Source organism: Anaeromyxobacter sp. PSR-1 (assembly GCF_000964525.1).
GTDB lineage: Bacteria > Myxococcota > Myxococcia > Myxococcales > Anaeromyxobacteraceae > Anaeromyxobacter.
The window spans coordinates 1-18,550 of the sequence record NZ_BAZG01000078.1 but is presented as its reverse complement, the minus strand read 5'-3'; the positions used below and the strand labels follow the sequence as shown (position 1 = coordinate 18,550).

Here is an 18,550-nt window from a genome sequence, read left to right as displayed (position 1 = left end):
AGCAGGGTCCGCTCCCAGTCCCGCGCCCTCGCCGCGGCGCCGCGCGCGAACGTGAGGTGCTGGTGCGCGAGCAGCGAGAACAGCGCGCGCCGCGCGCGCGGCCATCTCGGCCCGAGCGCGGCCGCGACGCTGCGCAGCGAGGCGCCGTCGCCCACCGCGCGCAGGATGGCGATCTCGTGCCGGTCGAGATCGGCCACGAACCGCGGCGGCGCGCCCAGCCAGACCGTCGCGTCGAGCGGGATGCGGTCCGGGAGCCGGCGCCCGGGCCCGATGCCGGAGCTGGACGCGAGCAGCGCCTGGTACCAGCGGCCGGCCCGCTCCAGCTCCGCCGCGTCGAACGCGACCCCGAGCCTCCACGGCGCCTGCGCGCTCGCCCACGCCACGCGGCCGGCGACCGCGACCGCCTCCGCGAGCAGCGGGTGCGAGAGCTCGAGCCGCACCGCCTCGCCGACTGCCACCGCGCCCGCCGCGCGGAGCTGGCAGCCGCTCGGGCCGAGGTCCTCGGTCTCCGCGTCGAGCACGCCGGCCGGCGCGGACAGCCTGCACGCACAGCGGACGCGGGCGCGGGGCGCGCGGCGCGGGTTGACGATGGTGTCGGCGTCGCTCATCGATCCGGACGCTATCCGAACGCGCGCGGTCGCACGAACCCGGGGTCACGGTACACTCCCACGCCGCATGCACACGGACGCCCCACGACCTCGGGACGGTCTCGCCGCCAGGCTGCGCGCCGCGCCCGGCACGGTGGCCCTCGCCGCCGTGGATCTCGCCGCGTTCGGGTGGGTGGCGGCCCATGGCTCCACGACGGACCCCGCGCTCCTGGCCCGCCTGGGCGCGCTCGATCATGCGCGGGTGTGGGATGGCGAGCCCTGGCGCCTCCTCACCGCCGCGTTCCTGCACGTCGGGCCCGTTCACCTGGTGTGGAACCTCGCGTTCGGGGTGCCGCTCTGCGCGCTCGTCGAGCGGGCCATCGGCACGCGCCGCTTCCTCGCCGTGTACCTGGCGAGCGCGCTGGGCGGCTCCGCCGCCTCGATGCTGGCCGCCATGCCGATGTCGGCGGGCGCCTCGGGGGCGCTGTTCGGCGTGGCCGGGGCCATGCTGGCGCTCTACCGGCGCGCGGTGGGCTCGTGGCGCGCGTTCCTGTCGTCGCGCGACATCATCCTGAACGGGATCATGCTGGTCGCGTTCGCGCTGGCGGGGCTGTTCCTTCCCATCGACGGCTGGGCGCACGCCGGCGGGCTCGTCACCGGCGCCTGGCTCGGCTGGATCGCCTCGCGCCCGCCGCCGCGGCGCGCCCGGGCCTGGCTCCCGCCCGCGGCCGCGCTCGGGCTGGCGATCGCGCTGGCGCTGCGGCCGGACCCGCGCTGGGCGGCGAACCGCGACGAGCTCGAGGCGCTGCACGCCGCCCTGCGCGACGGCGACCGGACGCGGGCCCGCGCGGTGCTCGACGCCGCGCACGCCCGCGGCAACGACGCCGCCGGCCTGCCGTACTACGAGGGCCTGCTGCTCGCGCAGGAGGGCGACCTGGACGGCGCGCTGGAGCGGCTCCGGCCCCTCGCGTCCGCGGCGCGGGGGCCCGCGCGCGACGAGGCGCGGAAGGCGCTCGCGGCGGTGGCCAAGCGGCTGGGCGTGCTGCTCGTGGTCGGCGACGGGCGTCCCGCGGACCCGGCGCGCGGGCGGGCCCTGCTCGACGAGGCCTGCGCCGCCGGGGACGCGGAGGCGTGCCGGCTGGCGGCGGAGGCCGCCGCGCTCGAGCGGTGAGGCGGGCGCCCGTGCGCGCCCGCGCCCACCCCCGAGTTTCGCGTGCCCGGTCCCCGCGGGCGCGCGAGAACAGGGGCATGCGCGCCATCGTCCTCTCCCGCTTCGGCGGCCCCGAGGTCCTCGAGCTCCGCGAGGTCCCGGACCCCTCCCCCGGCCCCGGCGAGCTGCTCGTCCGGGTGATCGCCTCCGGCACCAACCCGGTGGACGCGAAGCTGCGGCACGACGGGCGCTGGGCCGGGCTCGCGCCGCCGGTGGTGATCGGCTACGACGCCTCGGGCGTGGTCGAGGCGGTCGGCCCCGGCGTGAAGGGCTTCGCGCCGGGCGACGAGGTCTATTACACGCCGGAGATCTTCGGCAACGCGGTCGGCAGCTACGCCGAGCGCAACACGGTCGCGGCCGCGATCGTGGCGCGGAAGCCGGCGCGCCTCACCCACGCGCAGGCCGCGGCCATCCCGCTCGCCGGCGGCACCGCGTACGAGGCGGTGGTGCGCCGGCTGCAGGTGCGACCCGGCGAGTCGCTGCTCGTCCAGGGCGGCGCGGGCGGCGTCGGGTCGTTCGCGGTCCAGCTCGGCAAGGCGTGCGGCGCGCGCGTCATCGCCACCGCCGGCAAGGCGAACCAGGCCACCCTGCGCGCGCTCGGGGCGGACGTGTGCCTCGACTACGACCGCGACGACGTCGCCGACGCGATCCGGGAGGAGACCGGCGGCGCCGGCGTGGACGCGGTGTTCTCGACGGTGGGCGGCGCGCCGCTCCTCTCCGCGCTCCCGCTCACCCGGCCCTTCGGGCGGCTGGCCACGATCCTCGAGGCGACGGGCGATCTCACGCCGCTGTACGTCCGCAACCTCACGCTGCACGGCGTCTTCCTGGCGCGCGAGGGCGCGCGGCTGCGCGAGCTGGCCCGGCTCGTGGACCAGGGGAAGCTCGAGCCGCTGGTGGACGCGGTGCTCCCGCTCGAGCAGGTGGCCGAGGCGCACCGGCGCCTCGACAGCGGCCACGGGCGCGGGAAGATCGTGCTCGAGGTCGGGCGCTGACCGCGGCGCGCGCGCTCAGGCCGGGTCGGCGATCTCGTCGTACCCGCGCCCGCGGAACTCGAGCAGGCAGATGCCGTGGCCGAACGGATCGGCGAGCCGCGCCATCCGGCCCCACGGGCGCTCCACGAGCTCGCCCTCGCGCCGTGCGCCGGCCGCCTCGGCCCGCGCCAGCGCCGGCTCGAGCGCCGGCACGGCGACGTCGAGGTGCACCGGCGTCCAGTGGCGCCCGTAGTCGCGCGGCGTCGCCGCCCCCGGGTACGGGGCGCTGCCGCCGCGGTTCTCGAGCAGGTAGATCGGCGACGTCGCCCCGAGCAGCTCCGCGGCCGCGCCGCCGAACCGGCGCCCGACCCGGAGCCCGAACGCCTGCGTGTAGAACGCGACCGCGCGCGCCAGGTCGTCCACGTCCACGTTCACGAGCAGGTCCATCGCCGTCCCTCCCCGTACGCCATAGTGCTCGGCGCGCCCCACCGCCCGGACCTGTGCGATCGAAGGTGGGGCGGACCGGTGGTACGTTGCGGCGCATGAGCGACCTGCTGGTCCTGCGCGCCCCGGGCTACGGTTGAGGTCCGGTGGCGGGCCTCGGCTGAGGCACCGCCCTCGCGCCCGTGCTGGCGCGACTCGACGCGATCCCCGGCGTGCGCGAGAGCCGCGCCGACGCCTCCGGCCGCCACTTCCTGCTGGAGCTCCGGCCCGGCGCCGACCGCGCCGCGGCGGTGGAGGCGGCCTGCGCGGCGCTGGGAGCCCGGGCGCGGCCGCTCGAGCCCGAGGAGGCCGCCGCCCAGCTCGAGGCCCGCGGTCGCGGCGACCCCTGGTACGCGGCCGCGGACACGCTCGCGCTCTGCTACCTGGAGGCGCGGGTGCTCGCCGCGAACGCCGGCCCGGCCGCCGCGCGCGCCGCGGGGCTCGACGCCGCCGCGGGAGACGCGGTCTGCGAGGCCGCCCGCGCGGTGCTGTTCCAGGTCATGGAGCGGGTGCACGGCGAGGGCGGGCGGCCGTCCTCCGGCTGGTTCTACGAGGAGTGGCCGGCCATCGCCGACGCCATCGCGGAGCGGTCGGCGCGCCTGCTCCCCGCGCTCGACGCGGACGCCGCGGCGCGCCTGCGCCGGGCCATCGCCGCGCTCCACGCGCGCTGACGCCGACCCGACCTCCCTCGCCCTTCGACAGGCTCAGGGCGAGCGGAACATAGAGCCAGCGTCCGCTCGTGGTGAGCCCGTCGAACCACGAGCGTGACGAGGCGCCGGCTCACGCGTGCGCGGGCGCCTCGGCGCCCGGGGCGAGCAGCTCGTCCACCTCGGTGCGCAGCAGCCAGTCCCCGGGGAACGCGGCCGCGGCCTCGCGGATCGCGAGCAGCCGCTCGCGCGTGGCGCGCCCGGTCTCCCGCAGCCGCCGGACCTCCTCGTACAGCGCCGCGAGCGCCGGCGGGAGCGCCTTCGCCTTCCGCGCGCGTGCCCGCGCCTCGCCCTCTCCCGCGGTGAACGTGCCGTGCTCGCCGAACCACCGGTCCCAGGCGCCGGGATCGGCCGGACCGCCCGCCACCGAGCGCAGGTCGCGCGAGACGAACAGGAGCGCCCAGGTCGGCAGCTCGAGCGGCCGCCCCTCGCGCGTCGCGCGCAGGTCCACCACCTCGCCCCCGCCCACCGCGAAGCCGCGCAGCGCGAGCCCGCCCGGCAGCGAGAGGTCGAACGGCCCCCGCTCGGGCACCGCCGCGTCGCCGAAGGCCACCACCACCTCGCCCGGCCACGGCTTCCCCTCCCCGCGCCCCTCGCGCGAGACCAGCACCGGTCCGTCCAGCCGCACCAGCGCCGTGGCCAGACCGGGCGCGATGTCAGCGGCCGACGGGATCCGCTCGGCCACCTTGCCGGTCAGCTCGCGCCCGCCGGAGAGCACCAGGTGGTTCACGGTACGTGCGCGGCGCGCCTCCTCCAGCCCGTGATCGCCGCCGCGCTTCCAGGAGAGCCCCGCGCCGAACGCGTCCAGCACCTCGAAGAGCTGGTCGAAGTCGCGGGCCACGAACAGCTGCGGCTGCATGCGGGTGATGTCGTAGGCGACGTCGGCGCAGCCCGGCTCGAGCGGCAGCTTGCGCACCGCGGGCGTGAGGCAGTGGACCGCCTCGCCGATCGACGAGAGCAGGCCCGCGCCGTAGATCTTCGGATCGGCGGGCGTGCCCACCAGCCCGTACTCCGCGGTCCACCAGTAGAGCCGGCTCGCGCGCGTGGACTCCGAGGCGTACCGCACGCTCGCCGTGGCCGCCTGGAGCCGCGCCTCGGACAGCGCCACCTCCTCCTCGCTCGCCTCCGGGTCCTCCTTCACGACGGAGAGGTTGCGGATGGCCTCGAACACCGCCTGGTCCTCCGCCGAGGCGATGGCGCGGAAGCCCACCTCGCCGGCGCGCTGCAGGTACTCGGCGTAGGTGGGGTCGGCGATGAACGGCGCGTGGCCGGCGCTCTCGTGGATGATGTCGGGCGCAGGCGTGTACTCGATGTGCTCGTGGGTGCGGATGTCGGCGGCGATGGCCAGCACCCGCCGGCTCTGCAGCTCGGTGAACACCGCCGGCGGGATGAACCCGCGCACCGCCACCGCGGACCACCCCACCCGCGACAGCTTCCGGTTCATCTCGTCGAGGCTCGGGATGCGCTCCACCTCGATGCCGGTGGCGGCCAGGCCGGCCAGGTAGCGGGGGTGGGCGCGGGTGGCCAGGTGCGCGGTGAGCCGCCGGAGGACGTGGCGCCAGACCGCGTGGTCGCGCGGCGTGTACGCGGCGTGGTCCTGCGCGACCACGAAGCGGCGGAGGTGCGGCGGCAGCTCGGCGATGGCGCGCTCGGTGGGACCCATCTCGCCTCCACGGGAAATGTGCGACGGCGCGCGGCGCCCGGAAGCTCCGGACCGGCCACGCCTGCCCGGCGCGGGCCCCCCGGCCCGGACGCCCGGCGCGCCCGTCCTCTAATCGCCGGCCCTGCGGAAGCACCGCCCCTCACGCGGTGTCCACCCGCCCCGACGCGATGCGCCAGCGCGACGCGGTGCAGCGCGCCGCCAGGGCCTCGTCGTGCGTGACCAGCAGGAGCGCGCCCGGGTAGGCCGCCAGCGCGGCCTCGAGCCGCTCCACGGTGGGGAGGTCGAGGTGGTTGGTGGGCTCGTCCAGCACGAGCGCCCAGGCGTGCCGCCCCATGCCCATGGCGAGGAAGAGCTTGCGGGCCTCGCCCGGCGACGGCGCCGCGGACGCGAGCAGGCGCGCCGGGTCGGTGCCCAGCGCGGCGACGAGCGACAGGACCCGGCCGCGCACCGCCGGGTCGAGCCCGGCGAGCTCGCGCAGCAGCCGCGGTCCCTCGCCCTCCGGCAGCTCCTGGGGCAGGTGCAGGAGCCGGTCGGGCGGCAGCGTCGCGCCGGCGAGCAGCGCCCGGAGCACCGTGGACTTCCCGGCGCCGTTCGGCCCGGAGAGCCAGACGCGGTCCTCGCGCCCGAGCCGCAGCCGCAGGTCGCGGAGCAGCGGCGCCTCGCCGGCGCGGAGCTCGTCCGCCTCGAGCGCGAGCAGCACCGGCCGCGGCGACCGCTCGTAGCCGAGGAACACCGACCCGCCCAGCTCCGCCACCGGCGGCGCCTCCGGCACGTCCTCCCGCGCGCGCCCCGCCGCCGCGCGCAGCCGCCGCACGTCGGCGCCGAGGCGATCCTCGGCCCAGGCGCGGCGCGTCTTCGCGCCCAGCGTGCGTGCGTCGCTGTCCTTCGGGTCGCGGTGCCGGCCGCTGCGCGCGCGGTCCGCCGCGTCCCGCGCGCGCCGCGCGTCCGCCAGCGCCCGCTCCACCCGCCGGCCCTCCTCCTGCGCGGCCGCCCGCGCGTCCCAGGCCGAGCGCGCCTCGGCCTCCCACGCCGAGCGCGCCGCGCCGTAGGGGAGCGCCCACGCCCGCGCCGTACCGCGCCCGAGCCGCACCGTCCGCGCCGCCAGCGCCTCCAGCAGCGCCCGGTCGTGCGACACCAAAACGCCCGCGCCGCGGAAGCGCCGGAGCGCGCCGGCGAGCAGCGCGCGCGCCTCGGCGTCGGCGTGGTTGGTCGGCTCGTCGAGGAGCAGCACGTCCGGCTCGGCCGCGAGCGCCGCCCCGACCTGCCAGCGCTTCCGCTCGCCGGGCGAGAGCGTCGGCCAGCGTGCGAGCGCGTCCGGGTCGAGCCGGAGCGCGGCGCGCAGCCGTCGCGCCTCGCCGTCGTCGCGGGCGGCGAGCGCCGGCACGTCGGGCCCGGGCGCGTCCACGTCCTGGCGGCACAGGACCACCCGCGCCCGCTCCGGCTCGAGCAGGATCCGGCCCGCGTCGGGCGCGCGCCGGCCCGCCACGAGCTCGAGGAGCGTGGTCTTGCCGGCGCCGTTCTCGCCGACGAGCGCGGTCCAGCCGGAGGGGAAGACGAGCTCGACGGCGTCGAGGATCGGCGCGGCGTCGGCGTGCGAGAAGGAGAGCCGCTCGAGGCGGACGGTTGGCATGGCGATGCTCCTGGAGCGAGCGCCCGCGCGCGAGGGCGCGCGCCGGGCGGCGTGGCGGGTGAGGCCGGTTCGCTAGGAGATCGTTTCCATCGCCGCACCGCGGCTGCGGTGCGCGGCCTGTCTAGCGCGGACGCACAGGGAGCGCAAGCGGGCGCGGCGCGACACTCGACACTGGGCCGGGGTTCAGCCCCGGGCCGCGCGCGGGCGGCCGCCCAGGATCCGCGCCGGCAGGAACAGGATGGCGCGGAGCAGCGCCAGCACGCCGTCCACCGCCACCCCGAGCAGCCGGAACGGCAGCAGGAGCAGCCAGACCACCGGGTACAGCACCAGCGCGAGCAGCGCGAGCGGCCAGCAGAGGACCAGCAGGAGCACCCACAGCAGGAAGGCGGCCATGCCCCTCCTTACGCAGGACCGGGCGGGGCTATTTCCGGGGCGGCGCGCGGCGGATTGTCCCGGGATCGTGTCCCTTGCCCCGCCGGGGGGCTCCCGCTTAAGAAGCGGTCGAGCGTCCCATGACCGGGCCCCGCGTACTCGTGGTGGACGACAACGACGCGCTCCGCGAGAACCTCGCCGAGTGCCTCGAGGCCGAAGGCTACGCCGTCGATCCGGCGCCCAGCGGCGCGGCGGCCCTGGAGCGCCTCGAGCACGGCCCCCTGCCCGCGGTCATCCTGCTCGACCTGATGATGCCGGGCATGGACGGCGCCGCGCTCGCGGCGGCGGTCCGCGGCGACCCTCGCTGGGCCGGGATCCGCCTGGTGGTCACCACCGGGCACTCCGTCTCGCGGGTGCGAGACCTCCCCGTGGACGCCGTCCTGATGAAGCCCTTCGGCGTGGAAGAGCTGCTCGCGGTGCTGAAGCGCGTCGGCGCGTGAGCGCCGCGCCGCCCGCGGGTGCGTCCGGGGGCAGCCCTGCGCGGGAGACGCACAGGGCGCATTGGCAAACCGGCGCGCCCGCGCCACCGTAGCGCGACGAGACAGGAGGTGCGCCGGTGTCGCTGGCCCAGCGCGACGAGGAGCGCTCGTCCGGCGCGCGGGAGCCGGCGCGCGCCTGGGCCGTGCTGATCCTGGTCCTCGGGCTCCTGCTGGTCACCTGGCCGTTCGTCCGCACGCCGCCCCTCCCGCTCGCGCCCGCGTACGCCCATCTGCTCGGCGCCTGGCTCGGCGGCGTCGGCGCGCTCGCCGCGATGGCGCGCGCGCTGCGCGCCCGGCGACCGCGAGGACCTCCCGATGCGTGAGGTCGCCCTCCCCGCGCTGGTGGTGACCGCCTACGTCGGCGCGCTCTTCGCGATCGCCGCGTGGGCCGAGCGGCGCGAGGCGCGCGGGCGGTCGGTCGCGTCGAACCGCCTCGTGTACTCGCTCGCGCTGGGCGTCTACGCGACCACCTGGACGTTCTACGGCAGCGTCGGCTTCGCCGCGCGGCGGGGGCTGCTGTTCCTCACCGTGTACCTGGGCCCCACGCTCTGCGCGGCGGTGTGGTGGTGGGTCGTGCGCAAGCTCGTCCGGATCAAGGACCGCTACCAGGTCACGAGCATCCCCGACGTGCTCGCGCTCCGCTACGAGCGGTCGCAGGCCGTGGCGCTGGTGGCGACGGGGCTCCTCGTCGTCGGCCTGGTGCCGTACATCGCGCTCCAGCTGAAGACGATGATCGCCACGCTGGGGCTGGTCGCCGGGGGCGGCGCGTCGCTCGCGTACCCGGGCGCGGGGAAGCGGCTGGGGCTCCCGCTGCTCGCGTTCCTGCTCGGCTTCACGATCGTGTTCGGCCTGCGCCGGGCGCGGCCCTCCGAGCGTCACCCCGGCCTGGTGGTGGCGCTGGCGGTCGAGAGCGTGGTGAAGCTCGCCGCCTTCCTGGCGGTCGGCGCCTGGTTCGTGTGGGGATTCCGCGGCGGCCTCGCCGACGTGTTCTCCTCCGCCCCGGGCGGCGAGGCCGCGCCGGCGTTCCTGGGCGACGCAGGCGTCGGGACCTGGCTCGCGCACCTGCTGGTCTCCGGGATGGCGGCGCTGCTGCTCCCGCGCCAGTTCCACGTGGCGGTGGTCGAGAACGCGAGCGAGGACCACGTCCGCACCGCGATGTGGCTCTTCCCGGCGTACCTGCTCCTCATCAACGTGTTCGTGCTGCCGCTGGCGCTGGGCGCGCTCGCCGCCGGCGCGCCGCCCGGCGGCGCCGACGTGTTCGTGCTCTCGCTGCCGCTCGACGCCGGGCACCCGGCGCTGGGCTGGTTCGTGTTCCTCGGCGGGTTCTCCGCCGGCACCGGCATGGTGATCGTCGAGACCACCGCGCTCGCCACGATGCTCTCGAACCACGTGGCGATCCCGGCCGCCGAGGCGTTCCCGCCGCTGCGCTGGGTACGGCGGCACGTGCTCCACGCCCGCTGGGCGGCCGCGCTGCTCGTCCTGGCGCTCGCCTTCGGGTACGAGCGCGCCTTCGGGCCGCGCTTCGGGCTCGCCTCCACCGGCCTGGTCTCGTTCACCGCCGTGCTGCAGCTCGCGCCCGCCCTGCTCGGCGGCCTGTTCTGGCGCGGCGCCAGCAAGGCCGGGGCGATCGCCGGGATCGTCACCGGCTTCGCGGTGTGGGCCTACACGCTGGTGGTGCCGGTCCTGGCGCGCAGCGGCTGGCTCCCGGAGGCCCTGCTCGTGCAGGGGCCGCTCGGGGTGGAGGCGCTCGTCCCGGAGGGCCTGTTCGACATCCACACCGATCCCGTCACGCACGCGGTGGTCTGGACGCTCATCGCGAACGTGCTCGCCTTCGTCACGGTCTCGCTGGTGGTGCCGCACGGCGCGGAGGAAGGCGCGCGGGCCGAGCGCATCATCGACGTGCTGTCCGCGCACCCGGCGGGCGCCGCCATCGAGGGCGCCGCCGCGCTCGCGTCCGCGGAGCGGAAGCGGCGGCTCGCCGTGGAGCTCCTCGGCGCCTACGTGCCCACCGCCGAGGCGGAGGCCCTCGCCGACGCGTGCCTCGAGCGCTGCGGCGCGCGCCCCGGCCAGCAGCTGTCCGCGCTGCAGGTCGCGGAGCTGCAGGCGCAGGTCGAGGTGGCGCTCGCCGCCGCGATCGGCGCGGCGGCCGCGCACGCCGCGGTACGCCGCGCCGGGCTGGTGACGCCCGAGGAGGCGCGCGCCATCTCCACCGCCTACGCCGACATCCTGACCGCGCTGCACGTGTCGCCCGAGGAGCTGCGCCGGCGCATCGACTACTCCCGCGCCCGGGAGCGCCTGCTCGCGCGCGACGCCGAGAACCAGCGCTTCCTGGCCGGGGTGAGCGCGCTGCTCGCGGGCTCGCTGGACGCCGAGGCCACCGCGCGGACCGCCGTGCGCCTGCCGCTGCCGCACCTCGCCGACGCGGTGCTGCTGGTCCTGCGGCAGGAGGGCGGGCCGCGCGTGCGCCTCGCCCACGCCGAGCCGCGCCGCGAGGAGGAGGGGCGCGCCGCGCTGGCGGCGCCGGGGTTCACGCTCGACCGCGCCGCGTCGATCACCCGCGCGCTCGAGACCGGGCGGCCGGTGGTGAGCCGCCCCGCCGCGCAGGCCGGCTGGCCCGCGCCGCTGCGCGCGGCGCTGCCCGGACAGGTGGAGCTGACGCTGCCGCTCGTCGGCGTGGGCGAGCCGCTCGGGACGCTGTCGCTGTTCGGGGAGCGCGAGGACCGCCTCTCCACCGCCGAGGCGCTGGCGCTCGCCGAGGAGCTGGCGCGCCGGCTCGCCATCGCGCTCGACAACGCCCGCCTCTACGGCGAGGCCGAGCGGGCCGTGCGCGCGCGCGACGAGTTCCTCGCCATCGCCTCGCACGAGCTGAAGGGGCCGCTCGGCCCGCTGCAGCTCCGCATCGCCATGCTGGAGCGGCTCATCGCCCGCGGCGAGCTGCGCGCCATGCCGCACGAGAAGCTGATGCAGATCTTCGGCGGCGCGCGCGGGCAGGTGCACCGCCTGGCCTCGCTGGTGGACGACCTGCTCGACGTCACCCGGCTCTCCACCAAGCGCTTCCACCTCGACGTCGCCCCCATGGATCTCTCGGCGGCGGTGCGGGAGGTGGTGGAGCAGCACCTCGCCGAGGCCGCCGCCGCGGGCGTGACGCTGCGGGTGGAGGCGCCGACCTCGGTGGTCGGGGCCTGGGACCGGCGCCGCATCGACCAGGTGCTCGAGAACCTGGTCGGCAACGCGCTCAAGTACGCGCCCGGCGCGCCGGTGGAGGTCCGCGTCGAGGCCGACGCCGCCAGCGCGCGCATCCGCGTCCACGACGAGGGCCCCGGCATCCCCGCGGCCGACCAGGAGCGGATCTTCCGCGCCTTCGAGCGCGCCTGCCCGTCCGCCGGCGTGGGCGGCCTGGGCGTCGGGCTCTACGTGGTCCGCGAGATCGTCCGCGCGCACGGCGGCACGGTCGCGGTGGAGAGCGAGCCCGGCCGGGGCTCCACGTTCACGGTGAGCCTGCCGCGCGGGAAGCCGGCGACGGCGTGACCGGGTCACCGGCCGGCCGCGGCGCCGCCCTGCCCTCCACGTACCTGCGCTCCTGGGTGACGCCGCCATAGCCGTACGCGTCGCCGCGCACGTCGTGGACGTGGACGTACGACTCCGGGTGCGCCTCCCCCACGAGCTCGCCGAGCGCGTCGAACACCTCGCGCACCCAGGCCGCCTTCTCGTCCTTGTCGTTCGTGCCGTCGGTGATGCGGCACTCCACGAAGAAGCTGCTCCGCCGCTGGGAGGCCAGCGACGGTCCGCCCACGAACCAGCGGCCCGGCTCCACGTACGAGACGGCGACGGAGGTGACGTCCTCGCGCTTGCCGAGGAGGCGCGCGGTCGAGCCGGAGACCCGGGCGGCCACCCGCGCGGCGAGCGCGTCGAGCGCCGCCTGGCGCCGGGCCGGGTCGCCCACGGGAAGGTCGGTGGGCGTGGAGAGGCGGATGGAGACGAACGGCATGGTGAGCTCCTCGTGGTGCCGGGCGGTCCCGGCGTGGGCCCGATGACTATCCGGTCTCACGAGTGACTGCCGTTGAATGTTTTCATCAGACGAGTGAGTATTCCTCAACCATGCCCTGGCCCCGGTTCGACCTCCCGCTGCTGCACACCCTCGTCGCCGCGGTGGATGCCGGCGGGCTGGTCCGCGCCGCCGCGCGCGTCGGCCTCACGCCGTCGGCGGTGAGCCTGCAGATGCGGCGCCTGGAGGCGCAGGCCGGGTGCGCGCTGCTGCGCAAGCAGGGGCGCAGGCTGGTCCCGACGCCCGCCGGCGAGCGGCTGGTCTCGTACGCGCGGCGACTCCTCCAGCTCGACGAGGAGGCGCACGCCGCGCTCCAGGAGGACGCCGAGGCCGGCGTGGTGCGGCTGGGCGCCCCGCAGGACGTGGCCGAGCGCTGGCTCCCCGGCGAGCTGGCGCGCTTCGCGAGGACGCGGCCGCGGGTTCGCCTCGAGGTGGTGATCGAGCGGAGCGCCGCGCTGCGCGAGGCGCTCGCCGGCGGCCGCCTGGACCTCGCGCTGCTGTTCGGCGAGGAGGTGCCCGGCGCCGCGCTGCTCGGCGAGCTCCCGATGGAGTGGCTGGCGAGCGCGGCGCTCCCGCGCCCGGCCCGGGGCGAGCCGCTGCCGCTGGTGCTGTTCGATCCCCCGTGCGCGTTCCGCTCGGCGGCGATCGCGGCGCTGGACGGCGCCGGCCTCCCCTGGCGCCTCGCGCTCACCAGCCCGAGCCTCTCGGTGCTCTGGGCCTCCGCGGCCGCCGGCCTGGGCGCGACCGCGCGCACCCCGCTCGGCGCGCCCGCGGCGCTCCGGCCCGCAGGCAGGCGCCTCGGCCTTCCCCGCCTCGCCCCCGTCCGCCTGTGGCTGCACCGCACCTCGGATCGCGCCGCGCCCGCGGCGCTGGCCGATGCGCTCGCGAAGGCGCTCAGGGACCGCCATGCCGTCCCACAGAGACGGCCCGGCGATCGCGGGTGAGGCAAGCCCTGGTGGCGAAAGGAGCTCCTCGCCATCCGCGCGAGCGAGCTGGAGGGCGTCCCCCGGGTCCGGCGCCCGCGCCCGCCGGTCTTCTGCCCCGGCGACGCGCTCATCCTGGCGGAGCGGCTGCTGGGGCTGTGAGCGGGGCCGGCGCCGCGTGACCCGTTCAGCACGCCGCCGCCGCGGCGCGGCCCGTCACGTCCGCGCCGCGCCGGTGCGGCCCGGTCCAGAGCCTTCCGCCCAGCAGCCACACCAGCTCCCCCGGCGCGTGCCCCAGCACGGCGAGATAGCCGCCGTGGATGCAGCGCAGGTGGTGGAACGCGCAGAGGCCCACCAGGTTCTCCGGGTCGTCGCTGCCGCCGTGCGAGCGGAAGTCGATGTGGTGCGCGTGCGCCGCATGCCGGCTGCAGCCCGGCACCTGGCACCACCCCTCGTCCCGCCCCCGGATGCGCCGCGAGCGCGTCGGTGAGCGCCCCGGCGCGTCGCCCCAGGTCACGAGGAAGTGGAAGGCGATGACCGCCAGGCACGTTCCGGTGGAGAGCGCGGGCCCGTGCCGCTCCCGGACCGAGGCGATGGCCGCCGCGAGCAGGACCCCGACGCCGCGCGGCAGGGTCACGACCAGCTTCCCGCGCGCACGCAGCTGCCCCTCGCGCTCGCCGTCCACCTCGCGGCGCAAGGCGGTGCAGGTCGCCTCCAGCGCCCGCGGGATCCAGGACGCGATGTCCGGCTCCTGCAGGCGCGCCAGCACCCGCAGCTTCTCGTAGGAGACGCCCCGCCGCCGCGCGTCCTCCAGCGCCGGCGATGCCGCCAGCCGAGCCTCCAGCGCCACCCGCTGCTCCACCGCCCGCGCCGGCAACCCCAGCCGCTCCTCCACGTACTCGCGGAAGCTGCCGTAGCCCGCGAGCCGGTGCATGCCGCTCCGCTTCACCGCGTACCCGCACCGCCCGATGAGCCGCTCCCATCCCGCGCGGCACTCCGCCAGCGCCCGCAGGCGCGCGTCGAGCTCCTGCGCCGACAGCGTCTCGTGGAACGAGAGCTCCGGCGCGGGCACGGGAGGGACCTCCGGGAGCTCCGCCCAGCCGTCCGGCCCCAGGCTCGAGGTCGAGCGCCGCCCCGTCGACGCGTCGTCGCGCGCCCGGAACCCCGGCCCCAGCAGACGCGTGTCGTCGGCGTCCGGATCGCCCGGATGCTCCGCCAGGTACTCCTGCGCCAGGGCCTCGAGCTGCTCGATGCGGCTCGAGCCCGGCTCCAGCTCCCGCGCGAGCGAGAGCGCCTCGTCCAGCACCCGCCGCTCCTCCGGCGGCAGCTGCGTGCGCAGCTCGACCCACGCCTCGTCCTCGCCCTCGCCAACGGCGGCGCCCCGCGCATCGCCCGACGCATCGCCCCGTACCCTCGCTGCCCGGGCCGCCGCCTCCAGCCCCCGCACGGACTCCACGCCGGCGCGCTCGACCCACGCCGCCTCCGCGTCACCGACCGCTACCGTCAGGATCGTCTCCGCCGCGCGGAGCCGGACCCGCCCCGAGCGCAGCGCCTCCCGGAGCCGCGGCCGCTCCCCCATCCCTGCGCCCAGCCGCGCCAGGTTCTCGGCCGCGCGCTTCCCCAGGTCGAGCACCTCGCGGGCGTAGTCGTCGAAATGGCAGCCCAGCGCCGCCAATCGATCTCCCCGCTTCAGCGCCGCGAGCCCCTCCGCCAGCTCGACGTCGATGCACCCGCGCACCCGCGCCGCCCAGACGAGGAGGTGCTCGCCCAGGTCCCCCTCGAGCTCGCCCCCGCGGAACCAGGCCTCGATCTCGGCGGGCGTGAAGGGCGGCAGCTCGACCCGGGGCGACGCGTAGCCTACCAGCGCGCATTTCAGCGCGGCGGCGTCCAATCCAGCGGCGGCGAGCGCGGCGTCCATTACGCGCATCATTGCGCAATAGTCTGACACTCTCGGTCACGGCGCCGACCACGGCTCGCGGCTCAGATGGGGCAAGAGGCGTGGCGAGCGTGCGCGCCCGGGCGCCGACCGGGAGGACGGTGGCCCCGGGCCGGCGGCGCCATGGCATCGGCGTACCTGCTCACGACGATTGCAGGCACATGAGTTCCTCCTCGCAGCCCTCCAGATCCTTCTCCTCCGCAACGGCCGCCGAGTACGCCGAGCCCGCCTGCGTAGATTCGCCCGAGGTGGTAGCAGGCACGCGGCAGGCCCCGCCGAGCGGCAGGCGCGAGCAGTTTGAGCGCCTGTCCGTAATCGACCTCCACCCCCAAGCCCTCGAAGTAGCAGAGCCCCGGGCGCAACGACAGCGTCACCATCGAGGCCTCCATGATCGCGTACGACGCCGACCTCCGCGACGTGCGCGACGTGAGGTGGCCTGGAAGGACCCCTGGAGGTGAGCGCGCGTCGGCGGCGCCCGGCGGCGCGCGCACCGCCCCCTAGAACCCGTGCACGAACAGCCCCGAGCGCAGCTTCGGCTCGAACCAGGTGCTCTTCGGCGGCATGAGCTTGCCGGCGTCGGAGACGGCGATGAGCTGCTCGATGCGCGTGGGGAACAGGTGGAGCGCGAGCGACCAGCCCTCCTCGTTCACCCGGCGTTCCAGCTCCTGGTGGCCGCGGATGCCGCCCACGAAGTCCACGTCCTTCGAGGTGCGCGGGTCGCGGATGCCGAACAGCGGCTCGAGGAGCTGGTCCTGGGCGATGGAGCAGTCGAGCGCCTTCACCGGATCCGCGGCGTCGAAGCTGCCCTTGCGGACGTGCGCGTGCCACCAGCGGCCGCCGAGGTACACGCCGAACGCGAGCGGGTGATCGGGGCGCGGGTCCTTCGCCGGCTCGAGGTCGAGCACCTGGCGCAGCGCCTCGAGCAGCGCGTCGGGCGAGCGGCGCTGCGGATCGCGCACCAGCCGGTTGTAGGCGAGGATCTGCATCTGGTCGTGCGGGAACACCACCGCGAGGAAGCCGCCGTGCTCGCCGGGCTGGCCGCGGCGCGCCGCGTGGACGCGCGAGGCGGCGGCGGAGCGGTGGTGGCCGTCGGCCACGTAGAGCGCGGGCACGCCGCGGAAGAGCTGCTCGATGCGCGCGCCGAGCGCGGGCGGCACCACCCAGAGCTGGTGGGCGACGCCGTCCGGCGTCACGAGGTCGTACTCCGGCGCGGCGCGCTTCACCTCCTCGATCGCGGCGTCGAGGTCCGGCACCGCGCGGTAGGTGAGGAACACCGGCTCGTCGTGCGCCGACAGCGTGTCGATGTGGCGGACGCGGTCGTCCTCCTTGTCGGCGCGCGTCTTCTCGTGCTTCTTGATGACGTCGCGGTCGTACTCGTCCACCGACGCGCAGGCCACCAGCCCGGTCTGCCGGTGCTCGCCCATCCGCTGCGCGTACACGTAGAAGCGCGGCTCGGGGTCGGCGCGCAGCACGCCGCGGCGCACCAGCTCCTCCAGGTTCTCGCGCCCCTTCGCGTAGACGGGATCGGAGTGCTCGTCCACGCCCTCGGGCAGGTCGATCTCCGGCCGCGAGACGCGCAGGAAGCTGTCGGCGTTGCCGGCGGCGAGCGCGCGCGCCTCCTTCGTGGAGACGACGTCGTACGGCGGGGAGGCGACCTGGGCGGCGAGGGCGGCGGGCGGGCGCAGGGCGCGGAACGGGCTGAGCGTGGCCATCGGACCTCCGGGCGGCGCGGCGGCCGCCGGCGAGTGGAAGGGGGTCCGGCGCGCGGGGGCGCCGGGGGCCACTCGTCTTAACAGGGTCGGCGGCTCACCCCCACAGCTTCTCGTCGCGGTGCTTCAGCACGTGGCCGCAGACGGCGCAGACGCGGACCGCGCCGCCCACCCCGGCCGACCGGCCGTCGGCGTAGGTGTGATCGCAGCCCTCGAGCAGCCGGGCCTCGTCGGCGCGGAGCGCGGCGAGCGCCGCCTCGTGCTTCGCGATCTCCACCCGCAGCTCCGTACGGCGGGCCAGCCTTTCGGACTGTGTCACGCGCGCCCTCCCCGCTTCCGTTCCTGGTATCCGGCGAGTGTATCGGGGAAGTCCGCGCCGCGCGCGCCGGCGACCTTCGAACCGTCGGCCGTCGTGTCGATCCCTGCCGAGCCGCCGGGCGAGGCGCCGGGCGCAAGGATTGCGGCAAGGAAGCGACCGCCGCGTCCCTTGCGCGTGGGACACGGTGGGCGCGCACCTTGCCCCACCCGTTCGCGTCAGGAGTTTCCGGGAGGTTAGCGCTGGGTCCGGACTTCCGGGCCGAACCGGCACGTCGGTTGCTCGATCGGCACCCCCGAACGTGGCGCCATGGCCGCCGCCCGCCCACGGTCCGGTGCTCCAGCGCCGGGCCCTGGTCCCCGGGCCGCCGCCCGGAGACGAACCATGGCCTCGACCCACCGCGCGGCGCTCGCCGCGCTCGCCCTCCTCACCGCCACCGCCGCCTGCGATCAGGCTCGCCCGACGCTCGGCGAGGCCGACGCCGGCGCGGGCGGCGACTGCACCACCTGCCACGGCGACGCCACGCGCTCCGAGGCGAGCGCGCTGCTCCAGGCGGCCCCGCCGCTCGACGCGCACGGCAGCGCCACCGGGCCTGCGGTCGGCGCGCACCAGGCGCACCTGCACGCCACCGCGGTGTCCGGGCCCATCGCCTGCGCCGAGTGCCACGCGGTGCCCACGCAGCGGCTCCACTCGAACGGCCAGGTGGACCTCGCCTTCGGCGCGCTCGCCCGCGCCGGCGGCGCGTCGCCGGCGTTCGCCGGGGGCAGCTGCTCCGGCGTGTACTGCCACGGCGCGACGCTCTCGGGCGGGAGCCTCACCGCGCCGGCCTGGGGCGGCGCCGGCCCGCTCGGCTGCGGGAGCTGCCACGGCGCGCCGCCGCCGTCGCACGCCGCCGGCGCGACCGCCTGCGCCAGCTGCCACCCCGGCACGGTCAACACCGACGGCACGCTGAACCTCGCCGGCGGCCTGCACCTCAACGGCCTGGTGGACGTGAGCCGCGCGCACCCCGACGGCTGGGCGGACCCGGCGCAGCACGGGCGCGCCGCGAAGCGCGACCTCTCGAGCTGCACCGCCTGCCACGGCGCGGACTACGGCGGCGGGACCTCCGGCGTCTCCTGCAACGGCTGCCACGGCGGCACCGCCTGGCAGTCGAACTGCACGTTCTGCCACGGCACCAAGGTCGCCGCGTACACCGCCGCCGACCTGCCCAGCGCCGCGCCGCCGCTCGGCACGCAGGGCGAGACGGCCACCACCGACCGCGCCGTCGGCGCGCACCGGGCGCACCTCGACGGCGGCGCGATCGCCGGCGCGGTCGCGTGCGCCGAGTGCCACGCCGTGCCCGCCGACCTCGGCCACCTCGACGGCGCCGCGCAGGTGACCTTCGGCAGCGCCGCCCGCCGCGACGGCGCCGCGCCGGCCTGGAGCGGGACGACCTGCGCGTCCACCTACTGCCACGGCG

General features: G+C 77.1%; 18 protein-coding genes. 8 read left to right on the top strand and 10 right to left on the bottom strand.

Going from position 1 to position 18,550, the window contains the following annotated elements:
- On the bottom strand, nt 1-608 hold a 608-nt coding region (locus PSR1_RS13005; protein WP_160309025.1), incomplete at its 3' end, for a PilZ domain-containing protein.
- Between the two features lie 67 nt (nt 609-675).
- Between PSR1_RS13005 and PSR1_RS13000 the strand changes: the two genes are divergently transcribed.
- Together PSR1_RS13000 and PSR1_RS12995 are read left to right on the top strand one after the other, a co-directional pair.
- Entirely contained in the window at nt 676-1,758 is a 1,083-nt protein-coding gene (locus tag PSR1_RS13000) for a rhomboid family intramembrane serine protease (RefSeq protein WP_059437968.1), read from the top strand.
- A 77-nt stretch (nt 1,759-1,835) separates the two neighbouring features.
- On the top strand, nt 1,836-2,789 hold the full coding sequence (locus PSR1_RS12995; protein ID WP_059437967.1) for a zinc-dependent alcohol dehydrogenase family protein: 954 nt from the start codon (nt 1,836-1,838) through the stop codon (nt 2,787-2,789).
- 15 nt (nt 2,790-2,804) lie between these two features.
- Here PSR1_RS12995 and PSR1_RS12990 read toward each other — a convergent pair whose 3' ends face one another.
- Complete coding sequence (locus PSR1_RS12990; protein WP_059437966.1) at nt 2,805-3,215, bottom strand: VOC family protein; 411 nt, start codon at nt 3,213-3,215, stop codon at nt 2,805-2,807.
- Between the two features lie 179 nt (nt 3,216-3,394).
- Here PSR1_RS12990 and PSR1_RS12985 point away from each other — a divergent pair, with 179 nt between their 5' ends.
- Nucleotides 3,395-3,922: a hypothetical protein gene (locus tag PSR1_RS12985; protein WP_059437965.1), complete on the top strand. Its 528-nt coding sequence runs from the start codon at nt 3,395-3,397 to the stop codon at nt 3,920-3,922.
- Between the two features lie 109 nt (nt 3,923-4,031).
- On the opposite strand, the gene PSR1_RS12980 is transcribed toward PSR1_RS12985, so the two are convergent.
- The 3 genes from PSR1_RS12980 to PSR1_RS12970 all read right to left on the bottom strand — a co-directional run bounded on the left by PSR1_RS12980 (nt 4,032) and on the right by PSR1_RS12970 (nt 7,644).
- Complete coding sequence (locus PSR1_RS12980; protein WP_059437964.1) at nt 4,032-5,621, bottom strand: aromatic amino acid hydroxylase; 1,590 nt, start codon at nt 5,619-5,621, stop codon at nt 4,032-4,034.
- A 139-nt stretch (nt 5,622-5,760) separates the two neighbouring features.
- Nucleotides 5,761-7,251, bottom strand: a complete 1,491-nt coding sequence (locus PSR1_RS12975; RefSeq protein ID WP_059437963.1) for an ATP-binding cassette domain-containing protein — start codon at nt 7,249-7,251, stop codon at nt 5,761-5,763.
- 183 nt (nt 7,252-7,434) lie between these two features.
- Nucleotides 7,435-7,644, bottom strand: coding sequence for a hypothetical protein (locus PSR1_RS12970; protein WP_059437962.1), 210 nt, complete (start codon nt 7,642-7,644; stop codon nt 7,435-7,437).
- A gap of 119 nt (nt 7,645-7,763) precedes the next feature.
- Here PSR1_RS12970 and PSR1_RS12965 point away from each other — a divergent pair, with 119 nt between their 5' ends.
- The 3 genes from PSR1_RS12965 to PSR1_RS12955 all read left to right on the top strand — a co-directional run bounded on the left by PSR1_RS12965 (nt 7,764) and on the right by PSR1_RS12955 (nt 11,690).
- A complete protein-coding gene (locus PSR1_RS12965) occupies nt 7,764-8,123 on the top strand; it encodes a response regulator (protein ID WP_059437961.1) in 360 nt (119 codons plus the stop codon).
- Nucleotides 8,124-8,239: 116 nt separating this feature from the next.
- On the top strand, nt 8,240-8,485 hold the full coding sequence (locus PSR1_RS12960) for a hypothetical protein (RefSeq protein ID WP_059437960.1): 246 nt from the start codon (nt 8,240-8,242) through the stop codon (nt 8,483-8,485).
- On the top strand, nt 8,478-11,690 hold the full coding sequence (locus PSR1_RS12955) for an ATP-binding protein (RefSeq protein WP_059437959.1): 3,213 nt from the start codon (nt 8,478-8,480) through the stop codon (nt 11,688-11,690). Before PSR1_RS12960 ends, PSR1_RS12955 begins: the two co-directional genes overlap by 8 nt.
- Here PSR1_RS12955 and PSR1_RS12950 read toward each other — a convergent pair.
- Nucleotides 11,650-12,150 carry a tautomerase family protein gene (locus PSR1_RS12950; RefSeq protein WP_152643347.1) on the bottom strand — a complete coding sequence of 167 codons (501 nt, stop codon included), beginning with the start codon at nt 12,148-12,150 and terminating at the stop codon, nt 11,650-11,652. The genes PSR1_RS12955 and PSR1_RS12950 overlap by 41 nt on opposite strands.
- A 110-nt stretch (nt 12,151-12,260) precedes the next feature.
- Here PSR1_RS12950 and PSR1_RS12945 point away from each other — a divergent pair, with 110 nt between their 5' ends.
- Nucleotides 12,261-13,151, top strand: coding sequence for a LysR substrate-binding domain-containing protein (locus PSR1_RS12945; protein ID WP_059437958.1), 891 nt, complete (start codon nt 12,261-12,263; stop codon nt 13,149-13,151).
- Between the two features lie 166 nt (nt 13,152-13,317).
- Here the strand turns inward: PSR1_RS12945 and PSR1_RS12940 are convergent, their stop codons facing one another.
- The 4 genes from PSR1_RS12940 to PSR1_RS12930 all read right to left on the bottom strand — a co-directional run bounded on the left by PSR1_RS12940 (nt 13,318) and on the right by PSR1_RS12930 (nt 17,094).
- A complete protein-coding gene (locus tag PSR1_RS12940) occupies nt 13,318-15,048 on the bottom strand; it encodes an HNH endonuclease signature motif containing protein (protein ID WP_059437957.1) in 1,731 nt (576 codons plus the stop codon).
- 62 nt (nt 15,049-15,110) lie between these two features.
- Complete coding sequence (locus PSR1_RS25015) at nt 15,111-15,443, bottom strand: hypothetical protein (protein ID WP_370539098.1); 333 nt, start codon at nt 15,441-15,443, stop codon at nt 15,111-15,113.
- Nucleotides 15,444-15,563: 120 nt separating this feature from the next.
- Complete coding sequence (locus PSR1_RS12935) at nt 15,564-16,778, bottom strand: DUF1015 domain-containing protein (RefSeq protein WP_059437956.1); 1,215 nt, start codon at nt 16,776-16,778, stop codon at nt 15,564-15,566.
- A gap of 94 nt (nt 16,779-16,872) precedes the next feature.
- Nucleotides 16,873-17,094, bottom strand: coding sequence for a hypothetical protein (locus PSR1_RS12930; RefSeq protein WP_059437955.1), 222 nt, complete (start codon nt 17,092-17,094; stop codon nt 16,873-16,875).
- A 381-nt stretch (nt 17,095-17,475) separates the two neighbouring features.
- Here PSR1_RS12930 and PSR1_RS12925 point away from each other — a divergent pair.
- A partial coding sequence (locus PSR1_RS12925) for a CxxxxCH/CxxCH domain-containing protein (RefSeq protein WP_059437954.1) occupies nt 17,476-18,550 on the top strand: 1,075 nt, incomplete at its 3' end.